This is a genomic window from Chitinophaga barathri (assembly GCF_003807585.1).
Lineage (GTDB): Bacteria > Bacteroidota > Bacteroidia > Chitinophagales > Chitinophagaceae > Chitinophaga > Chitinophaga barathri.
The window spans coordinates 259,362-281,501 of record NZ_RMBX01000012.1 but is presented as its reverse complement, the minus strand read 5'-3'; the positions used below and the strand labels follow the sequence as shown (position 1 = coordinate 281,501).

At 52.3% G+C, this 22,140-nt stretch carries 19 protein-coding genes; 12 read left to right on the top strand and 7 right to left on the bottom strand.

What is annotated here, in order from left to right; translation table 11 throughout:
• Positions 1 to 370 precede the first annotated feature (370 nt).
• From EG028_RS21635 to EG028_RS21620, 4 genes are all read left to right on the top strand, one after another.
• Positions 371 to 877 carry a GbsR/MarR family transcriptional regulator gene (locus tag EG028_RS21635; protein ID WP_120518416.1) on the top strand — a complete coding sequence of 169 codons (507 nt, stop codon included), beginning with the start codon at positions 371 to 373 and terminating at the stop codon, positions 875 to 877.
• An 82-nt stretch (positions 878 to 959) separates the two neighbouring features.
• Entirely contained in the window at positions 960 to 2,006 is a 1,047-nt protein-coding gene (locus tag EG028_RS21630; RefSeq protein ID WP_120518415.1) for a TIGR01777 family oxidoreductase, read from the top strand.
• A 121-nt stretch (positions 2,007 to 2,127) separates the two neighbouring features.
• A complete protein-coding gene (locus tag EG028_RS21625) occupies positions 2,128 to 2,499 on the top strand; it encodes a CoA-binding protein (RefSeq protein WP_120518414.1) in 372 nt (123 codons plus the stop codon).
• A gap of 161 nt (positions 2,500 to 2,660) precedes the next feature.
• Positions 2,661 to 3,134 carry a ribonuclease H-like YkuK family protein gene (locus EG028_RS21620; RefSeq protein ID WP_120518413.1) on the top strand — a complete coding sequence of 158 codons (474 nt, stop codon included), beginning with the start codon at positions 2,661 to 2,663 and terminating at the stop codon, positions 3,132 to 3,134.
• On the opposite strand, the gene yihA is transcribed toward EG028_RS21620, so the two are convergent.
• Positions 3,131 to 3,739, bottom strand: a complete 609-nt coding sequence (gene yihA / locus EG028_RS21615; RefSeq protein WP_120518412.1) for a ribosome biogenesis GTP-binding protein YihA/YsxC — start codon at positions 3,737 to 3,739, stop codon at positions 3,131 to 3,133. The genes EG028_RS21620 and yihA overlap by 4 nt on opposite strands.
• Before the next feature lie 42 nt (positions 3,740 to 3,781).
• Here yihA and ubiE point away from each other — a divergent pair, with 42 nt between their 5' ends.
• The 5 genes from ubiE to EG028_RS21590 all read left to right on the top strand — a co-directional run bounded on the left by ubiE (position 3,782) and on the right by EG028_RS21590 (position 9,587).
• The gene (ubiE, locus tag EG028_RS21610; RefSeq protein ID WP_120518411.1) at positions 3,782 to 4,525 is read left to right on the top strand and encodes a bifunctional demethylmenaquinone methyltransferase/2-methoxy-6-polyprenyl-1,4-benzoquinol methylase UbiE; all 744 of its coding nucleotides are present in this window, start codon (positions 3,782 to 3,784) and stop codon (positions 4,523 to 4,525) included.
• Positions 4,498 to 5,196, top strand: a complete 699-nt coding sequence (gene porT / locus EG028_RS21605) for a type IX secretion/gliding motility protein PorT/SprT (protein WP_241559191.1) — start codon at positions 4,498 to 4,500, stop codon at positions 5,194 to 5,196. Before ubiE ends, porT begins: the two co-directional genes overlap by 28 nt.
• An 18-nt stretch (positions 5,197 to 5,214) precedes the next feature.
• Positions 5,215 to 6,552: a dihydroorotase gene (locus EG028_RS21600; RefSeq protein WP_120518410.1), complete on the top strand. Its 1,338-nt coding sequence runs from the start codon at positions 5,215 to 5,217 to the stop codon at positions 6,550 to 6,552.
• Between the two features lie 128 nt (positions 6,553 to 6,680).
• Positions 6,681 to 8,009: a MutS-related protein gene (locus EG028_RS21595; protein ID WP_120518409.1), complete on the top strand. Its 1,329-nt coding sequence runs from the start codon at positions 6,681 to 6,683 to the stop codon at positions 8,007 to 8,009.
• A gap of 42 nt (positions 8,010 to 8,051) precedes the next feature.
• Positions 8,052 to 9,587 carry a YifB family Mg chelatase-like AAA ATPase gene (locus tag EG028_RS21590; protein ID WP_120518408.1) on the top strand — a complete coding sequence of 512 codons (1,536 nt, stop codon included), beginning with the start codon at positions 8,052 to 8,054 and terminating at the stop codon, positions 9,585 to 9,587.
• Positions 9,588 to 9,603: 16 nt separating this feature from the next.
• On the opposite strand, the gene EG028_RS21585 is transcribed toward EG028_RS21590, so the two are convergent.
• The gene (locus EG028_RS21585; protein WP_120518407.1) at positions 9,604 to 11,742 is read right to left on the bottom strand and encodes an elongation factor G; all 2,139 of its coding nucleotides are present in this window, start codon (positions 11,740 to 11,742) and stop codon (positions 9,604 to 9,606) included.
• Positions 11,743 to 11,955: 213 nt separating this feature from the next.
• Here EG028_RS21585 and EG028_RS21580 point away from each other — a divergent pair, with 213 nt between their 5' ends.
• The 3 genes from EG028_RS21580 to EG028_RS21570 all read left to right on the top strand — a co-directional run bounded on the left by EG028_RS21580 (position 11,956) and on the right by EG028_RS21570 (position 15,954).
• The gene (locus tag EG028_RS21580; protein ID WP_120518406.1) at positions 11,956 to 13,755 is read left to right on the top strand and encodes an ABC transporter ATP-binding protein; all 1,800 of its coding nucleotides are present in this window, start codon (positions 11,956 to 11,958) and stop codon (positions 13,753 to 13,755) included.
• 119 nt (positions 13,756 to 13,874) lie between these two features.
• Positions 13,875 to 14,342, top strand: coding sequence for a DUF983 domain-containing protein (locus tag EG028_RS21575; RefSeq protein ID WP_120518405.1), 468 nt, complete (start codon positions 13,875 to 13,877; stop codon positions 14,340 to 14,342).
• A 409-nt stretch (positions 14,343 to 14,751) separates the two neighbouring features.
• Entirely contained in the window at positions 14,752 to 15,954 is a 1,203-nt protein-coding gene (locus EG028_RS21570) for a YncE family protein (RefSeq protein WP_123864754.1), read from the top strand.
• Positions 15,955 to 16,009: 55 nt separating this feature from the next.
• On the opposite strand, the gene EG028_RS21565 is transcribed toward EG028_RS21570, so the two are convergent.
• From EG028_RS21565 to EG028_RS21545, 5 genes are all read right to left on the bottom strand, one after another.
• Positions 16,010 to 16,891: a hypothetical protein gene (locus EG028_RS21565; protein WP_120518403.1), complete on the bottom strand. Its 882-nt coding sequence runs from the start codon at positions 16,889 to 16,891 to the stop codon at positions 16,010 to 16,012.
• Positions 16,892 to 16,995: 104 nt separating this feature from the next.
• Entirely contained in the window at positions 16,996 to 17,571 is a 576-nt protein-coding gene (locus tag EG028_RS21560; RefSeq protein ID WP_120518402.1) for a hypothetical protein, read from the bottom strand.
• A gap of 23 nt (positions 17,572 to 17,594) precedes the next feature.
• Complete coding sequence (locus EG028_RS21555; protein ID WP_120518401.1) at positions 17,595 to 19,940, bottom strand: TonB-dependent receptor; 2,346 nt, start codon at positions 19,938 to 19,940, stop codon at positions 17,595 to 17,597.
• A gap of 75 nt (positions 19,941 to 20,015) precedes the next feature.
• Positions 20,016 to 20,354: a hypothetical protein gene (locus EG028_RS21550; protein WP_120518400.1), complete on the bottom strand. Its 339-nt coding sequence runs from the start codon at positions 20,352 to 20,354 to the stop codon at positions 20,016 to 20,018.
• 85 nt (positions 20,355 to 20,439) lie between these two features.
• A complete protein-coding gene (locus EG028_RS21545) occupies positions 20,440 to 22,017 on the bottom strand; it encodes a DUF1501 domain-containing protein (protein ID WP_120518399.1) in 1,578 nt (525 codons plus the stop codon).
• Positions 22,018 to 22,140: the final 123 nt, after the last annotated feature.

Sequence of the window (22,140 nt, the reverse complement as noted above, 5' to 3'; positions counted from 1 at the left end):
CGCTTTTATGTCAATCCAAATCCGTATTATTGACAACCCCTGTAAACCTCCAGCAGGATAAAATCATCGACTGTAAAGTCCTGCCAGGACAAAATACCCCACTGTAAAGTTTTTTCAGGACAAGACACTACCTTCAGGAACGCCTTTACTATGCTGTTAGAACGCTTTTACCTTGCCGTATCAATACTGTTTGGATACGGTTACAATACTGTTACTGTTTTAATACTGTATTAATACGGTTAGGATACAGTTACAATACTGTTAGACCGTTTTTTCCCGCCTCCCTGGCCTACCCCGGCCTGCTGTTATGGTAGTCTAAATATATTTCAATAACTTTTGAAAGTTCAAAAACATTGTATAGCTTTGGAATATGAAATTGCCAGAAGCCAAAGCACAATTCATCCAGGCGTGGGGTCTCCTGGGCGCACAATGGGGCGTGAACCGCACCATGGCCCAGATCCACGCCCTGCTCCTCATCGCCCCCGAACCCCTGAGCGCGGAAGAGATCATGGAAGCACTGGACATTTCCCGCGGCAATGCCAACATGAACGTACGGGAACTGATGAACTGGGGCATCGTGGAAAAAGTATTGGTGCCCGGCGAAAGAAAAGAGTTTTTTATCGCGGAGAAAGATATCTGGAAAGCAGGCACCGCTATCGCCCGCGAAAGGAAAAAACGCGAACTGGACCCGATCCTCAAAGTACTGCTCCAACTCAATAAAGTAGAAGGCGACCAGAAAGACAAACACGTAAAAGCTTTCCGGGAAACCATCCAGAACATCCAGAAGTTCGCGCACCAGACGGATGCCGCGCTCAACGCCTTTATCAAATCGGAAGAACACTGGTTTTACAGCACCCTGCTGAAGGTGATCCGCTGAGGTAAATCACTCCCGGAATATCTTCAATATCCCTATACCTATATATTTCAATTTTTACTGAAAGTTCAATAACATTACCGACATGAAAAACAAAAAGATCGTACTGGCCGGAGGAAGCGGTTTTTTAGGCGCCGGGCTGGCGGATTATTTCGGGCACAGCAATGAGATCATTATCCTTACCCGTAACCCGGGCGGGCTGAACGGGGCCGCACATCCGGATGCGGTTTACGTACAATGGGATGGGCGCAGCACAGGCCCCTGGACAGCATTCCTCGAAGGCGCGGACCTGCTCGTGAACCTCTCCGGCAAAAGCGTGAATTGCCGCTATACCGAGGCCAATAAAGCCGAAATATTCGCCAGCCGGACAGAGAGCACCCATGCGCTCGGCGAAGCCATAAAGGGGCTTAAACAGCCTCCGGCACTCTGGATCAATGCCGGCTCCGCCACCATTTACCGCCATGCGGAAGACAGGCCGATGGATGAATTCGACGGGGAGATCGAAAATGACTTTTCCGTACAGGTATGTAAAAAATGGGAACAGGCTTTTAACAAAATCAACCTTCCGCATACCCGCAAGGTGATACTGCGAATAGCGGTGACGCTGGGTAAAGGCGGCGTGATGAACCCTTACCTGAACCTGGTGAAATTCGGGCTGGGCGGCCACCAGGGCAACGGGAAACAGAAATACAGCTGGGTGCATATCATGGACGTGGCGCGGATGATGGAGTGGCTGTATCATCACCCGGAATGTGAGGGCACGTATAACTGTTCCGCTCCTAACCCGGTGGACAATCATGAATTTATGGCCACGCTGCGCAAAACGGCGGGTCATCGTTTTGGGCTGCCCGCGCCCGCCTGGATGCTGGCGGTCGGCGCAGCGATGATCGGCACGGAAACGGAGCTGCTGCTGAAAAGCCGGTGGGTATTGCCCACGCGTATCACGCGGGCGGGGTTCGCTTTCAAATACCCGCATTTGCAGGAAGCGATGCAACAGATCGTGGGGAGCTGCCCCGGAAGACGTATCACCTGTTTTGAGCCGCCCCCGGCGAATAAAACGCCCGTGTTAAGGTCCGTCGACCTTTCGCCAAATGCCCTCCCAGAGGGCTGCCGGCAGATATTACCACCATGAATTGGTTTTTGATCCAAAGCAGCGGGAAACATGCCATCCATGCCGTTGCAATGCAACAATGTCATATATCCCATCATGGTATAACTTTTGAGCCACCACTACCGGAATCAATACCTGAATCATGGCAAATACACCTAAACTGACCGTTGTACTTGGCGCTTCGCCCCATCCCGAACGCTACAGTTACCTGGCCGTTACCCGGCTGAGAGCACATGGTCACCCGGTGGTAGCCATCGGCCAGCGGGACGGGAATATCGGGGACACGCCCATTACGGCGGAGCATCCGCAAACGGAAGGCGTAGATACCGTCACGTTATACCTGAACCCGCTCCGGCAGCAGGAGTATTACGATTACATCCTGAGCCTGAAACCCAAACGTATCATCTTCAACCCGGGCACTGAAAACCCCGAGCTGATCCAGCTGGCGGAAGCCAACGGCATCAAGGCGCAGCCTGCCTGTACGCTGGTATTGCTGAGCACCGGCCAGTACTAATCCACACGATTTCCCCAAACTTCTCCCTTCATATTGCGGTAACACTCACTGCAGTAAAAAGTCGTATATTCGGACAATACTTCATACATCCTGTTAGCCCCCGGCCAAAGACCCAACAGACAGGCATTCGTATACGCTTTACCGTTCAAAACTTACAACCCATGAAATGGAGAAGATTCAACGGCGAACCTATTCAGTTGCCCATTAAGGAGGAGGTGCGGCACGCCATCGTCCGGGAGACCGGCCTTGGCCACCGTTTAAAGGTCTGTATCGGAACAGACTCACAGGTAAAAGGGCTTGAAACGGAATTTGCCACCGTAATCGTGTTCCTGCGTGAAGGCCACGGCGGGTTCATGTTCATCCACAACGAAAAAACGCGGGACGTTTATTCCATCAAAGAAAGAATGCTGGTAGAAGTTGCCAAAAGCATCGAGATCGCGTATGAATTATGCGACCTGTTCACCGAATATGACGTGGACATGGAGGTGCATGCGGACATCAACACCAATCCCCAGTTCAAAAGCAACCTGGCGCTCAGGGAAGCGATGGGTTACATCCTCGGGATGGGGTTTGCTTTCAAAGCGAAGCCTGAAGCATTCGCCAGCAGCTCCTGCGCGAACAAGATCGTGAATTAGGCGATGCGCTGAAAACGGCCGTTCATTTCGTCTATAAACTCCAGGATCTTATCCCGGCCGGTTTTTTTGACGGTGGACGTAACGTAGTTGGCAGGCAGAAATTGCCAGGTTTCACGGAGTTTGTTCAGAAATGCCTTTACATTACGGCTGGTTTCCAGCTGTGTACTTTTGTCTGCCTTTGTAAAAACCAGTTGAAACGGCACCTGCCATTCTCCCAGCTGGTTAACGAACTCGATATCTATCTTCTGAGGGGTATGCCGGCTGTCTATGAGTACAAATACATTCACCAGGTTCGTCCGCTTTCTCAGGTAATTTTCGATCATCTGCTCCCAGCTGCGACGCTGGCTTTGAGACACTTTCGCAAATCCATACCCCGGTAAATCCACGATATACCAGCTTTTATTGATCAGGAAATGATTGATCAGCTGTGTTTTGCCCGGAGTGCCCGAGGTTTTGGCGAGCTTGTCATGATTCATCAGCATATTGATCAGGCTGCTCTTGCCCACGTTGGACCGGCCAATAAAAGCATATTCCGGCATGTCCGGCGGAGGGCACTTTTGCCAGTCCACGTTACTGATGAGGTATTCAGCAGATTTGATCACCATAATTTTCCCATTTTGCGGCCCTTCTGTTACCTTTGCCCCACTATGGCGAGCAACGATGTACAGAAAGTGGTTCCTTTTGAAGGGTCAAAATTAAGCAAGAAGGAGCAGATAGCCCACATGTTCGACGATATTGCGGGCAGATACGATTTCCTGAACCATTTTATGAGCCTGGGAGTGGACGTGCAGTGGCGTAAAAAGGCCCTTAAACTGCTGGCGCCCCTGCAACCCAAAACCCTCCTGGACGTAGCCACCGGCACCGGCGATGTGGCTATTATGGCCCACCATATGCTGAAACCGGAAAAGATCACCGGCATAGATATCTCCGAAGGAATGCTGACCCTGGGCCGCGAAAAAGTCGCCAAAGCGGGCCTGGACGGCGTTATCACCCTCCAGCAGGGAGACAGCGAGACAATAAGTTTCCCCGATGCAACGTTTGATGCCATAACGGCGGCATTCGGCGTCCGGAATTTTGAAAACCTGGAAAAGGGGCTGGCGGAAATGTGCAGGGTGCTCAAACCCGGGGGTAAAGCGGTGATACTGGAGTTTTCCAACCCCACCAAAACGCCCGTGAAGCAGTTATATAATTTTTATTTTCGCTACATTACACCCCTGATAGGGAAATGGATAGCCCGGAGCCAGGCAGCTTACAGCTACCTGCCTGAATCCGTAAAGGCGTTCCCCCAGGGCCAGGCAATGTGCGATATTTTACACAAAGTTGGCTTCCAGGCTGTTACATGCAAAACGCTAACCTTCGGCATATGTTCCATTTATTGCGCTACCCGCTAACGGGGGCATTGTTCCTCCTGTTGAGCACCATATCTGCCAAAGCGCAAATGAACATGGAGGAGCACGACCGCAAACCCTATTACTTCGGCATCACCCTGGCTGCGAACCAGTCTTATTTCAGGCTTTCCCATTCAGACCTCTTCCTCCACCAGGATTCCATCATGGTGGCAGAGCCATTGAAAACAGTCGGTTTTAATCTCGGACTCCTGGCAAATCTCCGCCTCAGCAACCGCTTCGACCTGCGTTTTAACCCGCAGCTCTTTTTTGCCAACAAAAATCTTTATTTCCGCGAAAACTACCCGGACCGGTCCACCGAAAAGAAAGTGGAATCCATCGTGGTGAGTTTCCCGCTCCAGATAAAATTTAAATCGGACCGCATCGGCAACATGCGCGTGTACACCATTGCCGGTATGAAGCTGGACCATGACCTCGCTTCGAACAAAAGCGTACGCCTGGCTGAAGACCTCGTAAAGATCAATAAAACCACCTATGGTTACGAGATCGGCGCGGGGTTTGAATTTTATTTCCCCTCCTTCATCTTCACCCCTGAATTTAAGATCAGCAACGGCCTGAACGACGTACATGTAAAAGATCCGAACCTCCGTTACTCCAATGTAATAGACCAGCTCAATTCCCGCATGATCGTGTTTTCCATTCATCTTCAGGGGTAAAAGTTTTACCTTTGCGACATGCAAAATGTCATCATCAAAAATATATCCGTCGTAAACGAAGGCGTTACCAGCGTGCAGGACGTACTGCTGCGCAATGGCCGTATTGAAAAGATCGCGGCGCAGATCGGCGAAACCGGGACAGAGATCAACGGCGAGGGCAAATACCTGCTGCCGGGCGTGATAGACGACCAGGTGCACTTCCGCGAGCCGGGCCTTACCCACAAGGCCAACATTCATTCCGAAGCCCGTGCCGCCGTGGCCGGGGGCACCACCAGCTTCATGGAAATGCCCAATACCAAACCCGAAGCCGTTACCCAGGAAAGACTGGAAGACAAATACGACATCGGCGCGCGTACCTCGCTGGCGAACTACTCCTTTTTTATGGGCGTGTCGAACGACAACGCGGAGGAAGTGCTGAAGACCAATGCCAAAAAAGACCGCGTAGCCGGCGTTAAGATATTCATGGGTTCTTCTACCGGCAATATGCTGGTGGACAATTTCCTCACCCTCGAAAAAATATTCTCCGAAACGGAACTGCTGATCGCCACCCATTGCGAGGATGAAAAGATCATCCGCGCCAATATGGAAAAATACAAACAGGAAAAAGGAGACAACCTCTCGGCGGCCGATCACCCGCTGATCCGCAACGAAGAAGCCTGTTTTGAATCTTCGCTGGTAGCCGTGCAGTTTGCCATGAAACACAATTCCCGCCTGCACATCCTGCACATCTCCACCGAAAAGGAACTGCAGCTGTTCAGCAACCTGCTGCCGCTGAAAGAAAAAAGGATCACGGCGGAAGTATGCGTGCATCACCTCTGGTTCACCGCGGATGACTATACGAAATACGGCAACCTGATCAAATGTAATCCCGCCATCAAAGCCCCGCACCACCGCGAAGCGCTTTGGCAGGGCCTGCTGGACGACAAGCTGGACATCATCGCCACGGACCATGCGCCCCATACCTGGGACGAAAAACAACAGGCATACCTCCAGGCGCCCTCCGGCGTGCCGCTGGTACAGCACAGCCTGCTGATGATGCTGGAGCAGGTGAAGGCCGGCCGTTTCTCCATCGAAAAGATGGTACAGAAAATGAGCCACGCCCCCGCTGACTGTTTCCGCATCCGCGAAAGAGGATATCTCCGCGAAGGGTATCATGCGGACTGCGTGATAGTGGACCTTGCCGCCAGCACTACGGTGGACAAATCCAACATCCATTACCATTGCGGATGGAGCCCGTTTGAAGGCCATACCTTCCCCGCGGCGGTGACCCATACCTTCGTGAACGGGCATCTTGCTTACGAAAACGGCACGTTCAACGAAAACCAGCTGGGGCAACGGCTGTTATTCAACGCATAAGATCATTGTCAATAATCTTCAAAGGCCGGGAATCTCAGGTTCCCGGCCTTTGTCATTTATGGAAAATTCCCGTCCCCGCATCTTTCACCTTAACATCTTTCACTGTAAATTCACCAAAAATTCTGCGCATGGAGCTGGATAAAACAACCTACCTCGACCTGTCGATCTTTAACCGCGAAGACGAATACTCCCTGTTCCATAAGCTGGATTTCACCACTACCTCGGGCGGAAGGGAATACCTGCGTACGCTTTTCGGCAGCCCACTGAAAGACATAGACGCCATTCACAACCGCCAGCAGATGCTGCAGTACCTGCTGGAAAAAGAAGATACCTGGCCGCCGATGATCACGAACGGCACCATTGTGGTAGTGGAAAATTATCTCAATGCCGAAATAGAGCCCATCTCCACTTCCGAAGGCCCGCTCCTCTACGTGAATGCACTGATCACCAAAACTATTTACGCACCGGACTTCGGGTTCATCAAATTCTCCTTCGACCAGCTGCTGAACCTGATCACCGGTTTTAAATCCCTCACCGACACTTTCCTCTCCGTGGAAGCGCCCCTGAACCTGCGACTGCTGCTGGAAAGAGCGCGCGTACTGATCAACCAGCGAGAGTTCAACGACATCGTGGCCATGCGCGAAAACGGCACGCTGAACTTTGTGCAGATACTCCGTTATGACAAACAGATCCGCAAAAAACATAAAAAAGTACTCTGGGAACTGACCGAGCTCTACACCCGCCTGGACGCGTATCACAGCATGGCTATGGCCATCCGGCATTTTAAACTCAACTTCCCCGTGTTCTCCGAAGAAGGGAAACCGTATTTCGAGATCAAACAATTGTACCACCTGATACTTCCGCAGCCCGTGGCATACGACGTGGCCATGGACCCGCACCGTCATTTTACTTTCCTCACCGGGGCGAACATGGCGGGCAAAACCACGTTCATCAAAGCGGTGGGCATTTCCGTGTTCCTCGCGCACCTGGGCATGGGCGTGCCCGCGCAGCACATGTGCCTGAGTTTCTTCCACGGCATCCTCAGCAACATCGACGTGAAGGATAATATCTTCAAAGGAGAAAGTTATTTCTACAACGAAGTGCAGCGTATCAAAAACACGATCATCAAGATCAGCGACGGCAAAAACTGGCTGATACTGATCGATGAAATGTTTAAAGGCACGAATGTGGAAGACGCCAAGAACTGTTCCCTTGCAGTAATACGCGGGTTGCTGAACAATCACCGCTGCCTTTACATCCTCTCCACGCATCTATACGAGATCGCTGAAGAGCTGCAGGGGGAAGACCAGATCATTTTCAAATATTTCCAGTCGGAAGTGATAGACGACAACCTGCATTTCACTTACGAGCTGAGAGATGGTATCGCAAAAGAAAAGATCGGGTATTTGATCCTCCGGAAAGAAAAAGTAATTGAGTTGCTGGCGAACATGAAATAAAAATTCCCTTATCTTCGGAAGGTAACAACCATTGTTTGTCCCATGCTCGTCAAAATCTTTGGCAGCGCCATACACGGCGTGGAAGCCATTACCATTACCATCGAAGTTAATGTCGGCCAGGGCACGCGTTTCTGTCTTGTGGGCCTGCCGGACAATGCGGTAAAAGAAAGCGAATTCCGCATAGAAACGGTGATCAAAAACATCGGCTATAAAATGCCACGCCTCCGCACGGTGGTAAACATGGCGCCGGCGGGCATCCGCAAAGCGGGCTCCGCGTACGACCTTCCCATTGCACTGGGGATCATTGCCGCATCTAAACAGGTCACATTTAAACGCCCTCCGCATGATTACATCATTATGGGCGAGCTGTCGCTGGATGGGGCGCTGAGGCCGATCCGAGGGATATTGCCGATGGCGATGCAGGCCAAAAAAGAAGGATTCAGCGGCATCATACTGCCCATGCAGAATGCGCGCGAAGCTGCGATCGTGGAGGGGTTGGAGGTGTTCGGAATGCAAAGTATCGGTGAGGTGCTGGCGTTTTTGCAGGGGAATGCGGATGTATCGCCCATGGAACCGCTGCCGTTCGAACCAGGTTATCCCGGGGAGTTTGATTTTTCCGAAGTAAAAGGCCAGGGAGCCATCAAACGGGCGATGGAAATCGCGGCGGCGGGCGGGCATAACATCATCCTGATCGGGCCGCCCGGTGCGGGAAAAACAATGCTGGCCAAAAGGCTGCCCACCATACTGCCGCCATTAAGCCTTGAAGAAGCGCTGGAAACCACCCGCATACATTCCGTGGCAGGCAAATTAAAAGATGACACAGGCATTATTACCATGCGCCCGTTCCGGTCACCGCATCATACCATGAGCGACATGGCCATGGTGGGAGGAGGCAGCATACCGCAGCCCGGGGAAATATCGCTTGCGCAGAACGGTGTGCTTTTCCTGGATGAATTACCTGAATACAAAAGATCCGTGCTGGAAGTATTACGCCAGCCCATGGAAGAAAGAAAAGTAACGATCTCGCGGGCACGAAGTTCCGCTGAGTTTCCCGCTACTTTTATGCTGGTGGCATCAATGAATCCCTGCCCCTGCGGCTTCTTTAATCATCCTGAAAAAAAATGCACCTGTATGCCGGGCGTGGTGCAAAAATACCTGAACAGGATATCAGGCCCGCTGCTGGACAGGATCGATCTGCATATTGAAGTTGTACCGGTAAGCCCCGCGGCATTTTCCAGGAACCTGCCGGCCGAAACCAGCAGCCAGATCAGGGAAAGGGTGATTGCCGCAAGAGCCATACAATGGGAGAGATTTGCGCAGCAAACTTCCATCTATTCCAACGCCCAGATGAACGCCAGGCAACTCCATCACTACTGCCGCCTGCCGCCGGATGCACGGGACCTGCTTTCACTGGCGATGAAAAAATTACAACTCTCCGCGCGCGCATACGAACGGATCATCAAAGTAAGCCGCACCATCGCGGACCTTGACGGCGCTACGGACATCTCGCCCGGCCATATCGCCGAAGCCATCCAGTACAGAACGCTGGACAGGGAGAGCTGGGGCAGGCAATATTAGGAAGCAATGGCATACATTAATGCGTCCCGTTCTGCTGCTCCACCTTTTTATAATCTTCACTCAGTTTCTTTTGTACGTCCGCGGGTACCGGCGCGTATTCGGCAAATACCGCTTTTACTTTTGCCTTGCCCTGCGTCACGTTACGAAGGGCGGCGTATAATCTATCCAGCTCGGCCTGCGGGGTGCGGGCTTTGATCACCTGGCTGGAAGTGCCGCTGTCCATACCCGTGATGACGCTACGGTGGGTTTGCAGTTCGCTCATGATGTCGCCCATCATCACGTCCGGAGCGCTGGCTTCCAGGTCGTACACGGGCTCCAGCAGTTGTGGCGCGGCCTGGTGGAAGGCTTCACGGAAAGCCATCATGCCGGCTATTTTGAAGGAAATATCATTACTGTCTACCGGGTGCATTTTGCCATCGTACACGGTTACACGCACATCGCGCACGTAAGAGCCGGTGAGCGGGCCTTCCTGCATTTTTTCCATCACCCCTTTGAGAATGGAAGGAAGGAAACGCGTGTCTATCGCGCCGCCCACGATGCAGTTGTTGAACACCAGCTTTCCGCCCCAGTTCAGCGCGATCTCTTCCGTATCGCGCACGGGCCATTCCTTGCTTACCGGCATGCCGTCGTAATAGGGTTCTATTTTCATGTACACCTCGCCAAACTGCCCCGCGCCGCCGGATTGTTTTTTGTGCCGGTAGCTGGCCATGGCCGGTTTCTGGATGGTTTCCCGGTATGGGATGCGCGCTGGCAGGTAATCCACCTCCATGTTGTAGATATGTTCCAGCCGCCACCGGGTAACGGCCAGGTGCAGGTCACCCATGCCGTGGAGTATCACCTGCTTCAGTTCCCGGTTGAATTCTATTTCCAATGTGGGATCTTCCATATGAATCTCCGCGAGCACTTCACTTAATTTCTCATCATCGCCTTTGTTTTTAGCTAAGATGGCCACCCGCACTTTCGGCGGCGGGAAATGAATCGGCTCGATCTGCGCGGTGAAATTCTTTTCGTTGAGGGTATGATTGGTGAAAGTGTTCTTCAGTTTGAGGGTACAGCCAATGTCACCGGAGCGCAGGCGCTCTACGGGCTGCCTGTTTTTACCATCGGTGATAAACAGCTGGTTGAGCCTTTCGGTGGTGTTGCCTTTTTCATTGTACAGCTCCTGCCCGGCTTTTACTTCGCCGCTCAGTACTTTAAAAAAGGACAATTTCCCGATATGCGGTTCCAGCAATGTTTTGAATACAAAAAGGCAGGTGAGTCCTTCGGGGTTACAAGGCACTTCTTTGCCTTCTTCGGAGAGTTCGGGCGGCATTTCCACGGCGGAAGGGGCTACGTTGTCTATAAATCCCATCATACGGCCGCTGCCCATGTTCTTTTTGGCGCAAAGGCAGAAGACGGGGAACACCTGGTGTTTCATCATCCCGATCTTGAGGCCCAGCCGCAGTTCGTCCTCATCCAGGCTGCCTTTTTCAAAAAACAGCTCCATCAGGGCGTCATCGTTTTCCGCCGCCTTTTCCACGAGTACATTGTGCAGGTTATCAGCCTGCTCCCGCTCCTCCTCCGGGATGGGCAGTTTTTCAGGTTTGCCGCCTCCCGCGGGGAAGCGGTACATGGTCATTTTCAACAGGTCGATGATGGCGTTAAAACCCGTCCCCTGGTTCACGGGATACTGCATAATGGTCACAGCGTGGCCTAAAAACCCCCTTGCCTGGTCCAGCGCCTGGTGATAGTTGGCGTTTTCATGATCAAGGTGGTTTACCGCCAGGATGGTGGGTTTGTTATAGCGGTCCACATAGTCCCAGATAAGCTCCGTGCCCACTTCCACGCCGTTGTAGGCGTGCAGCAGCAATACCGCGGTGTCGCACACACGGATGGACGATACCACTTCACCGGCAAAGTCCTCCAGCCCGGGGGTGTCTATGATATTGATCTTATAATCCCTCCATTCCGTGTGCAACGTGGTGGCGTATACGGAATTGCCCCGCTCATGCTCCACTTCATGATAATCGGACACCGTGTTCCGCTCCTCCACGGAACCGCGCTTACTGATGATGCCGGCCTCGAACAGCATGTCCTCGGCCAGCGTGGTTTTGCCGCTCTTGGCAGCGCCAATGAGCACGACATTTTTAATGTGTTTTTCATCATACATTTTCATACGGCAGGAGTTTTTTGCAGTGATGGTACGCCGGGTTGTTGCGTATGCCGTTCGGGGAATTGTATCAGTTTTCAGGCTCAGAACATGCTGGTGGATAATCTTCCGGCTTCTACTATTAAATTACGCAATTTTTAGGGTAAATACCGTGATAAGTCCAGTTTAAAATTGATGTTCCAACACCATTGCAGCCCCTTTTTCCACTAACTTTGCCCCATGAAATTGTTACTTCAATATCTCAAAAACTATAAATGGCTCATTGCGCTGGCGCTTCTGCTGGCCACCGTCAACCAGGTGTTTTCCCTTCTGGATCCCTGGATTTTCGGGATGATCGTCGATAAATTCGCTTCCCATCCCGCTTCCTTTAACAAAGAAGGCGAATCGGTAATTTTCCGCAGCGAGAACCAGTATCTCGTGGGCGTATTGCTGCTTTTGCTGGCATCCATCGGCGTAGCCATGGTAAGCCGTATAGCCAAAGCATTCCAGGATTATTTCGTAAGCGCCATCACCCAGAAGCTGGGCGCGCAGATGTATACGGATGGTTTACGCCACTCCATGCGGCTGCCCTACCAGGAGTTTGAGGACCAGCGCTCCGGCGAAACCCTGGCCGTACTCCAGAAAGTAAGAGTGGACAGCGAAAAGTTCATTTCCGCTTTCATTAACATACTGTTCACCTCCCTTATTGGCGTGGTGTTCGTAATGATATTCGCCTACAATGTACACTGGAGCCTTGTGTTCGTGTACTTCGGCGGTAGCGTGATCCTCGGCTGGCTCATGAACGTGCTTAGCAAAAAGATCAAAACCATCCAGAAAAGCATCGTGAAGGAAACAACCGTGCTGGCGGGCGCCACTACAGAATCCCTGCGGAACATAGAGCTGGTGAAAAGCCTCGGGCTTACGAACCAGGAGATCCGCCGCCTCAATGCGAACACGATGAAGATCCTGCTGCTGGAACTGAAAAAGGTGCGCAGTGTGCGAAGCATCGCCTTTGTACAGGGCACTTTTGTGAACCTGCTGCGCTCAAGCATCCTGTTCCTGCTGCTGTGGCTGGTGTATGGAAACGTGGCCACCCTTGGCCAGCTCTTCTCGCTGCAACTGTACTCCTTCTTCCTGTTCGGGCCTTTGCAGGAACTGGGAAACATCATCCTGGCTTACCGTGAAGCACAGGTGTCATTGGCGAACTTCAACCGCATCCTTAAAACACCGGTGGAAATAACACCCGCCAATCCGCCCAAACTCTCCACCGTCCAGGAGCTGACCTTCAGCCACGTAGGTTTCAAACACCTCACCGCCATGGGCAAAGCACTGGACGATATCAACTTCTCCATCAAAACCGGGGAAACCATTGCGTTCGTAGGCCCTTCGGGCAGCGGCAAAACCACCCTGGTGAAACTCCTGGTAGGATTGTACAAACCGGGCGAAGGCGATATTCTTTACAACGGCCTAAACAGCAACAGCATAGACATTGAAGAGCTGCGCCACCAGATCGGGTTTGTAACACAGGACACCCAACTGTTTTCCGGCACCATCCGCGAAAACCTTGCGTTTGTGAACCCGCGCGCCACGGAAGAAGAAATGATGAACGCGTTGCAACGCGCATCCGCCTACAGCCTGCTGGCAAGAGCGGAGAAAGGGATCGATACGGTGATCGGCGAAGGCGGCATCAAGATCTCCGGCGGTGAAAAACAACGCCTGTCCATCGCGCGTGCGCTGCTGCGCCAGCCCCGCCTGCTGGTGTTCGACGAAGCTACTTCCGCGCTGGATTCCATCACGGAAGAAGAAATCACGCAGACCGTGCGCCAGGTTTCCTCCAGCAAAGAACATATCACCGTGATGATCGCTCACAGGCTGAGCACCATCATGCACGCAGACCGCATTTACGTGCTCGAAAAAGGCCGCATTGTGGAAACCGGGAGCCACTATACCCTACTGGACGAAAAAGGGCTGTATTACGCTATGTGGAGGCAGCAGATCGGGGAAAGAAAAACGACTGAGAGCATTCAGCCCGTGGCGTAACATATATAATTTTACAAAACATTCAGACGGGACTGCTTTGGCGGTCCCGTTTTGTTTTCCTGCTGAAGCATGACGCGCATCATTGACCTGCCTGCGGGAAATCGTACCTTTGCAGCACCATGAAGAAAAAAAGACCGAATTATTTCCTGAGCATCCTGAAGATGAAATGCCCGCATTGCCGCAGGGGCGACATGTTCCTCCGGAAAAGTTCATTTCACTGGCGGCTCTCCAAAATACTGGGCATGTACGACAACTGCCCTGTATGCGGTCAGAAATATGAGCTGGAAACCGGCTTCTGGTTCGGCACCGGTTATGTCAGTTATGCATTGGGGGTAGCATTGTCCGTATTCACCCTGATCCTGTACTGGATGATATTCGGCATGTCTTTCTGGGACAATAGTATATTCTGGTGGTTAGGTATCAATGGTGTTATTCTTGTCTTAGCTCAGCCCTGGCTGATGCGTATTTCCCGTGTGGTGTATCTTTATTTCTTCGTGTATTACGATGAAGATACAGCTGGCCTGCCGGATGCAGTTCATAAGCATGGTGAACACTCCCGTCCGCACCCGGCAGGGCATTCACATTAAAAAGACACTAAAGATATTTGTTTCAGGAAGGGCCGTGAAAACGGCCCTTTTTGCTTTTCATCCAAAATCTGAGCAGTATGTCAGATCATCTTTAGTTCGTTTTAATATGTTCGAAACCGGCTTCCCGGTTAACAGTTTCATCAACTAACAAATATATCTTATCCCCGTCACTCTTTCGCTGCTTTTTTGTACGAACGGCAGCAGCGCGGTTTCCGTGCTAATCAGATTTAGTTATAAACGGCAACGTCTGCATAAGTTCTTCAACACATCATTGGTAAGCTATGTTGACATATTCCTGTCTATAAACGAAAAAATCTTTCAGGGAAATGAAAAAAAGAGGCTTTGCTATTTGCAACAACGATGCATTTATATAGATTTGCAACTTTGTTGCACTTATTAAATCATCATTATGAAAAGAATCCTGACGCCTGTAACACTAGCCTTACTATTGCTGGCGGCGTGTAAAAAGAATGACCGTCCAATGGAACCCGAAAAGCCCGAAGCGGAGTACCTGCGCCTGGTGATCTCCGATGCGGACAAAGCCCAGATCACCGTACTGGAGCCGGTTACAAAGAAAACGACGGTGTACCCGATCCGGTCATCGAAGCCCTCGCTTTACGCGACCGGCACAGGCCAGTTTGCGACAATCATCAGCCGTGCGGCAAACGTGGTGGAGTTTTTTAACACCGGCATTGAAGCGCATGGCGGGCACCTGCATGTACATCCGCCGGAGATGTCGCCCGTTCAGTTCACACAGGCCGGGCCCACCCACTTCTTTGCGCATGAAGGGCTCAATGCCATCTTTAATGATGGCGCGGGCAGCCTTAGCGTGTTCAAGGACAGTGACCTGGAAGACGGCGAAGGAAGGATACTTCCCGTAGCCGCCCCGCATCACGGCGCCATGGTGATCTATGATGACCACACCATTGTGGTGACGCAAAAAGACGGCTCCGCCAGCGGCACGCTGCCGGAAAAAGTGAAGATCATCGACCGCTTCGGGGTTACGCTGCACGAATCGCGGATCGTCACCAAAGGCATTCATGGTGACGCCGGAAACGGGCGGCTGGCGGCCTTTGGTAGCCAGGACGGCATCCTCATCGTGAATCAGAATGGTACTCAAAATCTGATCACTTATCCCACCGACTTTGGTACCAATTGGTTCGGGACCGTGTTGGGCAAAAAGGGATTACCGCATTTTTTTGGTTATACCGCCGCCCTGGGTCTTTACAAGATAGACCCCGCCAATTCGCAGATCACAGCCGTGCTGAAGAACGAAAACCAGTCCATCGTGCAGTACGTACTGGATACGGAAGGGAAATACCTGTATGTGCTGCTAAAAAACGGCAACCTGAAAGTATTTGACGCAGTGACGGTGCAGCTGAAAACAGAAGGCAGGATCACCGCCGCCATCCCTGATGGTACGGCGGCGGCGGATATCCCGTTCTTCGCCGTGTCGCAAAAGGTGGTGTACGTCACCGATCCTGCCAGCGCAGCGGTGAAGATGTTCAATGCCGCGAACCTGAAAGAGACCGGCAGCGTGAATGTGGGCGGCAAGCCGTTTAAGTTGCTGGTCGTGGGCGATCAGAAGGGGCTGAAGGCGGAAGAGCATTGATTAATCCGGGTTATAATTTAAAAGGGCAGCTGGTGATCCTGGCTGCCCTTTTTGTTTATTTCTTTATTTGTTTTTTCATCTGGCGCACTTCTTCCGTCAACGCTTCGTGTTTTTTATTCATTTCGATAACGTAAAGCGTCAGTTCTTCCACTTTTTTCAACAGTTTTTTATTCATTTCTCCAAGATCAGCTCCGTCCTTTTCCACTTCAGCGGCGGAAGGCATTTCCGGTAAATGCTGATGTCTATTCACAAACGTTTCCACATCGTACAAAGCGGGCAGTTTATAATCTTTCGCAAACACATAATCCGGCCAGTCTGCCGCAGTCTGTGTCACTTTTATTTTCCTGGCATAAACGGTTCCGTTCACCGCCAGTTTTGCCTGCGGGCTGACCGTGCCGATGCCTACATTTCCGTTTGGCAACACCACCATGTCTTTGCCTGTTACATCGCCGCCCAACGTAAGCCCTTCGCCGGTGGTACCGAACAAATGAGGATTACCGATCCTCGTAAACCCAATGCAATAGGCGGTTCCACCCGTACCGGCACCAATTCCCAGCCTGAAATTCCCGTGCACGTCCAGCTGCGCAGTGGGCGTGATGGTGCCAATACCCACGTTACCGTTGGCCAGAAGCGCCATCCGGTATGAAATCGGAGAAGTGCTGGTATCACCGGTAGATGAGAAAAAATAAAGACCGTCGGGAGTGGTGCTGCCAATACCAAAGTAACTGGTGCCGCCATTTATAAATCGTACAGCTCCGCCGGCTCTCAGCCTGATGGATTTACGCCATGTTGCCGTGGTCCAGCTAGGACCGCCGGCTATTTCCAGCGCTGCCGCCGTAGGTTTTCCTGTTCCAGTGCCAAGACCTAAATTTCCGGTAATAGGATAAGGGTCAGTATTCTGCTGGGCATAGGCACAGGAAATAGACAGCAGTAGCAAAAACAAAATGGTTAACTTTTTCTTTAAGTATAGTTTGCGACTAAAATAACAAAAAAGGAACGCACGAACGGCGTTCCTTTTTCCACTTTGTATACTTGTTTCCGTTATTTGATCTCAATGGGAAATTCCGCGCTGGCGTCCGTGCTGCCGGGGCCGTAAGTACCGTTTTTGGTACCGGGCTGATGCCTCACCACCATCCGCAGGAAACCGGTGAATGCATTTTTTGTGGCGACAGACACTTGCAGGCCGATGGGCAGGTTGTTCGCATCTTTATCCAGGGGGATTACGGTGGCGGCGGTCGTCAGTGAGTCCGTCACCGGTGCGTTCGCATTCACGAAGAACAGGTGAAACAGGCGGTGCTCGTCAGACTCCTCTTCGATCTCCTCCGTCACATTGTCCGGGGGATTTTTTGTTTCATCCAGTACTTCCGTGGAGAGCGTATAAGTGGTGTTGGCTTTCAGGTTGATCTTGTCGATCACGGGTACGGCGCCGCCGGAGCCGTCAAGGTCTTTCCAGTTGGCGATCACTTTTTCAGCGGGCACGGCAACGTTTGTAAAAGTAAGCTTCACCGTGGTGATCTCTTCGTTTTCATTTTCATCCGGCGTATCGTTCTTTTCCTTTTTGCAGGCGGCAAAAAACAGTGTAGCGGCAGCTGCGTATAATGCGATATTTTTCTTCATGATGTAGTTCGTTTTAAAAATTCTCAGGATGCTTTTTTGCCGAATTGCAGCGGCAGTTTAAGTTTCAGATAAACGTTCGTGCCCGGTTCGTCCGCGAAGTAGCGGAAGAAGTTCAGGTAATCGCGGTAACGGGTGTTAAAAAGATTGCTGGCACCAAGGATCACAGACAGCGGCTGCTTGCCCAGTTGTAAAGTGCTTCCGGCCTCCAGCCCTACCAGGTTGTAGGCGGCGGGCGGCGGCATCAGGTCCTGGCCGCGGGGATCGTTTTTATTTTCCAGGTTGGCCGGTATGCGGGTTTGTTTCAGCACATTGCTCAGGCTTACGGAAATGTAGTTGTCCTTCATCCGGGCGGTGTTGCCGGGGAAAAAACTCAGTTCATGCTCAAACCGGTCCGATGGCATATTGATCAGCCAGTCATTCTCGGATTCGTTGTATGCGCGGAGTATGGAGGCTTTGGTGGTTAGCTGCCATTTGGGAAGGAACTGCCAGCGCAGCTGCGCATCCACGCCTTTCATATTTACGTCGGACTGGCGGTAGTAGGTGAACGGAAACGCGCCGCGGATCGTCACCACAATGCTGTCTGTCGGTTGCAGGTAAATGAAGTTCTGAATGTGATTGTAGTACAGGTTCACATCTGCTTCCAGTTTGTCCGATATATCGTAGTGAAAAGCGGCGTTGAATTTGGTGGCGGTCTCCCCTTTCAGGAAAGGATCGCCCTGCTCGATAACAGCCGCGCCATGATGCAGCCCCGAAGCATACAGTTCATTCACGGCTGCGGGGCGCCATGCGCGGGCTGCGTTCACCGATACATGAAAATGGTCGGTGATGCGGTATTGCCCGCCTAATGAGCCTGAAAAGCTGGAATAACTTTGTTCGGGATAATTGATATCCCCTGTGTTATCCCCAAGGTTAAAATATTCTTTGTTGTCGTAGCGGATCCCTCCTTCGAGCAACCATTTTGAATCATTGCTTTCCCATTTCTCCGTCCAGAACGCGCCGTATTGCAGGCTTTCGTAGTTCGGGATAAAAAGGCGGCGTTTGTAGCTGTTCTCCTGGTACATGTAAGACACGCCTACTGTGCCGCGAAGGCCTTTCCAGCTGTTGTGGTCCCATACCAGGTCGCCCGTCCAGGTGGTGAGGTTCAGGTTCATCTGGTTCACCGAGAGCGCGGAATTGCGGTCCAGCTCATCGCGGTAGTTGAACTGCCGGGCGAACGTCAGGTTCAGCTTCCCGGCATTACCGGTGTTCACATACCCTTTCACTTTAAACAGTTCATGCTCCACATGCTGGTACGGCCTTTCGATATCGTAGCTGAAACCTTCCGTGTATTCGGGCAAAGGTTTCTGCTGGCTGATCAGCTGCTCCAGGTCCGTCCGGTTGCCGATGTGCGAGCCTTCGAATACGCCAAGATTGGTATTGAACTGGCTGTAGAACAATTCGATGCCGTACTTCGGTTTTTTCCAGCCCGCGGCGGCGGAGAAATTAAATTCTTCCACGCCGGTATTGTCCAGCCAGTAATCCGGCGTCCGGGTATTGCCGCCTTTGCGTATTGTGCCTTGCAGGCGCCAGCTTAGGCCAGGTACCGCGGGCACCTGCTGTTCGATGATCGCGGAAAGCGCGCCGAGGCGGTTGTTGGAAAAGCCCGCCATGTTCACCTCTCCGGCCAGGCCGGGTTGTACAGGCAATGCTTTCGGTTCTACCAGCACCACGCCGCCAATGGCGTCGCCGCCATAACGCAGTGCGCTGGCGCCTTTGATCACCACCATTTTATTCGCGAGAAAAGGGTCTACTTCAGGCGCGTGCTCAGAGCCCCACTGCTGGCCTTCCTGCCGGATGCCATTGTTCAGGATGAGCACACGGTTGCTGTGCAGGCCGTTGATCACGGGTTTGGAAACGTTTGGGCCCGTGGTCATGGAGGTAACGCCGTTTATCTTTTTCAGCGCTTCACCCAGGGTGAGGCCGCGCGTCTGGTCCAGGGCATTGCCGCTCAGCGACTCTACCGCCGCGGTGGTTACTTCTTTGGCGGCATGACCGGTAACGGCCACTTCCTGCAATTGGGTAACGCTATGCGGAAGGACGATATTCCTCCGTTCGTCCCCGCTTACCTGCCAGCTTATTTCCAGCGGCAGGCAGCCGATGTGGCTGATGCGCAGGGTATAAAACCCGGGGCAAAGCCCGTCTATGGCATATGTTCCGTTATCCGCGCTTTTTACGGAAGCGCCGGTTTCTTTCACTATGATCGTAGCGCCTGCAAGCGCCTGTTTCGTCTGGCTGTCCGTCACCGCTCCGCTGAGGCGGATGGTACATTGTGCGCCGGCCGTGCCCGCCAGTAACAGCAGCACGCCCGCAAGCGCGAGTATCCTTATCATCTTGTATGAATCAATGCGTCAAGGCAACAAATCCGTTGTTGCCATCAATAATTATGTAAAAAAAGGGATCCGCTCTTAAGCGGCAGGAGGTGCACGAAGGGAAAAGAAATACGCGGGGTAGGAAAAAATATGAGCCGGCAGGCCCTGAACGGGGTCCGCATAGGAAATTGAAGCGGCGGTAAAATGAATGGTATGCGAGTGAAGGTACACATCCACCGTCCAGTTCAGCCATTCGCAGTGCCGGTGCTGTGTGGACAGCGCGTGACCGGCGGGCTGGGTATGATCACCGACCGTCACCTCATCCACCGTGTCCTCATGGCCGGTAAAATGGTGCACATAATCCCTGGGCGTAATGTATAAACAAAACACGCCCAGCAGAATAATAGCTCCTATGGAATGGAACAGCTTTCTCACCTTACCGGATATAGAGGCAAAGATAAGAAAAAGAGGACGAATGCAACATTGTTGCATGAAAGAATACACCAGCGGTAACGAAGGCTTAACGCACCTTCAGCATGGTACGTACCTGTTGTACGGCGCCATTCTGCAAGCGGATGTAATAAACGCCTGCCGGCAGGTCCGTTTCAAAGTCCACGGTATAGTTGCCCGCTACATGCACCCTGTCTGTGAGGGTGGCCATCAGGCGGCCCATCGTGTCAAACACCTGGAGCATCGTATGCCCGCCCCGGGATTTGTAGGATACCACCGTTTTGCGGGTGAAAGGATTGGGATAGTTGGTCACCAGTACATCATCGTCGTTTACGCCGGGCACACCCGTTACCACGCTGCAGGCCAGGCCGTTGATCAGCGGAAGGCTCTGGTAGTTGTTCAGCATGATCGTGTTCAGATCAGCCGGTTTTACGCAGAACCATTGTTCTAACAGGGAGGCATATACGGAACGGAAGTCGTACTGCATGGGGATGTTATCTATGGCTGAAGCGGCGTCCGGCATGGTAGGCGTATTGCCCAGTACCTGCTGGTTCACGTAATCTCCAAAGATGATCATGGGAGCGGATGCGCCGTGATCCGTGCCCATACTGCCGTTCGACTTGATGCGGCGCCCGAATTCGGAGAAGGTCATACCTACCACCCGCTGCGATTTTTTCATGTCGCGCAGGTCTTCGGTGAATGTCCTTACCGCGTCGGAGATATTTTTGAGCAACTGTGCGTGACTACCGGTAGTGGTGTCGCCGCTGTTCACCTGGCTTGCGTGAGTATCAAAACCGCCGATGCTCACCATATACAACCTTGTTTTGAGGCCACCACCCACGAGGCGCGCAACGATCTTGAGCTGTTCGCCCAGGTAGTTGTTTGCCGGATAAGTGCGCTGGTTGGTCACTTTGGAGGCTGCCGCTTTGATGGCGTCCGCAAAGCGGTTGGTTTGTTTCTGGATGAGGCGGATGTATTTCAGTTCCTTCCCCGCGCGGGTATTGGGCACATCCTGCTCACGACCTTCGATCAGGTCGTAAAAGTCCGTGGCGCTGGTCACGGCCATGCCCATGTTACCACCATTGCCTACAAATGAGGGCGATACGATGGAGCCGATCTGGATAGCCAGCGGGTCCGGCATTTCGGCGTTGGGATAAGCATCCGGGTAACCGGGGTATTCGGTATCGAGGTAACGGCCGCCCCAGCCGGTTTCCAGGACGGTATTGGCGTCCGAACCGGAGAGCCAGATATCTGTTGCGCGGAAGTGCGAGAAGTTTGGTGAAGGGTAACCCACGCTGTGAATGATACTCACATGCCCGTCGTCGTACATATCACGAAGGCCCGTCATGGCGGGATGCAGCCCTGTTTTGGTCTGACCGGTGAGCTTCAGCACGTTGCCTGTAGGGATGGCAATGTTGGTACGCGCGGCCTGGTATTTATCGTACTGATCCAGGGGGATCACCATGTTCAGACCGTCGTTACCACCATTCAGCTGGATCATCACGAGCACGTGATCATTATCTGTGGCGGTAGCTTCCAATGCGGCCAGCAAGGGAGAACCGCCGAAAGCCTTTACAGCGAACCCGTTGATAAAAGACGGCAGTATGGCGGCCGGCGCGGTATATTTAAGGAAGTCTCTACGTTTCATCCGTTCATGATTTATTTTAAGTGGTCGGATGGAACCTTAGGGTTCGGTTTCATCCGTTCATGATTTATTTTAAGGGGCCGGCCGGAACCTTGTGGTTCTGCCCGGTTTCATAAATAGGTTTTC

Bases quoted from the DNA above. Each gene is read 5' to 3' on its own strand.
- EG028_RS21635 (WP_120518416.1), top strand. From the start codon at position 371: ATGAAATTGCCAGAAGCCAAAGCACAATTCATCCAGGCGTGGGGTCTC.
- EG028_RS21630 (WP_120518415.1), top strand. From the start codon at position 960: ATGAAAAACAAAAAGATCGTACTGGCCGGAGGAAGCGGTTTTTTAGGC.
- EG028_RS21625 (WP_120518414.1), top strand. From the start codon at position 2,128: ATGGCAAATACACCTAAACTGACCGTTGTACTTGGCGCTTCGCCCCAT.
- EG028_RS21620 (WP_120518413.1), top strand. From the start codon at position 2,661: ATGAAATGGAGAAGATTCAACGGCGAACCTATTCAGTTGCCCATTAAG.
- yihA (WP_120518412.1), bottom strand. From the start codon at position 3,739: ATGGTGATCAAATCTGCTGAATACCTCATCAGTAACGTGGACTGGCAA.
- ubiE (WP_120518411.1), top strand. From the start codon at position 3,782: ATGGCGAGCAACGATGTACAGAAAGTGGTTCCTTTTGAAGGGTCAAAA.
- porT (WP_241559191.1), top strand. From the start codon at position 4,498: ATGTTCCATTTATTGCGCTACCCGCTAACGGGGGCATTGTTCCTCCTG.
- EG028_RS21600 (WP_120518410.1), top strand. From the start codon at position 5,215: ATGCAAAATGTCATCATCAAAAATATATCCGTCGTAAACGAAGGCGTT.
- EG028_RS21595 (WP_120518409.1), top strand. From the start codon at position 6,681: ATGGAGCTGGATAAAACAACCTACCTCGACCTGTCGATCTTTAACCGC.
- EG028_RS21590 (WP_120518408.1), top strand. From the start codon at position 8,052: ATGCTCGTCAAAATCTTTGGCAGCGCCATACACGGCGTGGAAGCCATT.
- EG028_RS21585 (WP_120518407.1), bottom strand. From the start codon at position 11,742: ATGAAAATGTATGATGAAAAACACATTAAAAATGTCGTGCTCATTGGC.
- EG028_RS21580 (WP_120518406.1), top strand. From the start codon at position 11,956: ATGAAATTGTTACTTCAATATCTCAAAAACTATAAATGGCTCATTGCG.
- EG028_RS21575 (WP_120518405.1), top strand. From the start codon at position 13,875: ATGAAGAAAAAAAGACCGAATTATTTCCTGAGCATCCTGAAGATGAAA.
- EG028_RS21570 (WP_123864754.1), top strand. From the start codon at position 14,752: ATGAAAAGAATCCTGACGCCTGTAACACTAGCCTTACTATTGCTGGCG.
- EG028_RS21560 (WP_120518402.1), bottom strand. From the start codon at position 17,571: ATGAAGAAAAATATCGCATTATACGCAGCTGCCGCTACACTGTTTTTT.
- EG028_RS21555 (WP_120518401.1), bottom strand. From the start codon at position 19,940: ATGATAAGGATACTCGCGCTTGCGGGCGTGCTGCTGTTACTGGCGGGC.
- EG028_RS21545 (WP_120518399.1), bottom strand. From the start codon at position 22,017: ATGAAACGTAGAGACTTCCTTAAATATACCGCGCCGGCCGCCATACTG.